Here is a 1,009-nt window from a genome sequence, read left to right on the forward strand (position 1 = left end):
GGCCGTTTCCAACCAAGTACTTTCGACGTATGTGGGCTTAACTACTGTGTTCGGTATGGGAACAGGTGGAACCCCACAGCTATCGTCACTGGATAATGGCGGAGCGACAGGGATTTGAACCCTGGCGGGCCTTACGACCCCTAACGATTTAGCAAACCGTCCTCTTCAGCCACTTGAGTATCGCTCCAATATATAATTAGAAAAAATGGGGTGACTGAAGGGATTCGAACCCTCGAGTAACGGAGCCACAATCCGCCGTGTTGACCGCTTCACCACAGCCACCATCTTTCTTTTAAACAGGTACTTACACTGCTCGTGCAGTATTTTGCCTAAAGAAGATAACTCTTCTACCGGCCTCACAGGAATATGTCAAAGGTAGCTGTGGCTTCCTTACCCTGACTAGAAATGCCAAGCAAGGCAAGCGCCTTATTTGGCATTGGAATAACATTGGTTGCGGGAGCAGGACTTGAACCTGCGACCTTCGGGTTATGAGCCCGACGAGCTGCCAGCTGCTCCATCCCGCGATAAACCGACCGGCATCTACTTATCCTCCCGGGCCGTTTCCAGCCAAGTACTTTCAGCGTATAAGGGCTTAACTACTGTGTTCGGTATGGGAACAGGTGGAACCCCTTAGCTATCGACACCGGATCTATATTCAGGTGAATTCCTGATTCATACACTGCGTGTCGCAGATACTCATCAGCTAGATTGCTCTAGGTTCTAATTTGATTCTCACCATCTTAGAACGTTTGTTATTCCCTGAAAACTTCACAGAAGAAAGTGTCTGCATTGTTGGTTTGCTTACACCAGATCGTCTTTGCGTTTCTGATGGAAACGCATCGCTACCGCTCTGCGTAAGCGACTCGCTCAAAACAATCTGCTCGCTTTCACTCGCATTGTTTTGCCTCGCTGCTTAAGTCAAGCCCTCGGCCGATTAGTACCAGTCAGCTGCATCCCTTACAGGACTTCCACATCTGGCCTATCTACCTTGTCGTCTACAAGGGGCCTT

General features: G+C 49.3%; 3 tRNA genes and 3 rRNA genes. All 6 read right to left on the minus strand.

Annotation, left to right across the window (positions count from 1 at the left end):
- A 5S ribosomal RNA gene (gene rrf / locus F3H20_RS19755) occupies nt 1–93 on the minus strand; the annotation flags it as partial.
- A 3-nt stretch (nt 94–96) separates the two neighbouring features.
- Nucleotides 97–187: transfer RNA gene (locus F3H20_RS19760), tRNA-Ser, on the minus strand.
- A 19-nt stretch (nt 188–206) separates the two neighbouring features.
- A tRNA-His gene (locus tag F3H20_RS19765) sits at nt 207–282 on the minus strand.
- Nucleotides 283–448: 166 nt separating this feature from the next.
- Nucleotides 449–524, minus strand: a tRNA-Met gene (locus tag F3H20_RS19770).
- Nucleotides 525–531: 7 nt separating this feature from the next.
- Nucleotides 532–648: ribosomal RNA gene (gene rrf, locus F3H20_RS19775) — 5S ribosomal RNA — on the minus strand.
- Nucleotides 649–914: 266 nt separating this feature from the next.
- Nucleotides 915–1,009 (minus strand): 23S ribosomal RNA (locus tag F3H20_RS19780); the annotation flags it as partial.

The organism is Propionispora hippei DSM 15287 (assembly GCF_900141835.1).
In the GTDB taxonomy this organism is placed as follows: Bacteria; Bacillota; Negativicutes; order Propionisporales; family Propionisporaceae; genus Propionispora; species Propionispora hippei.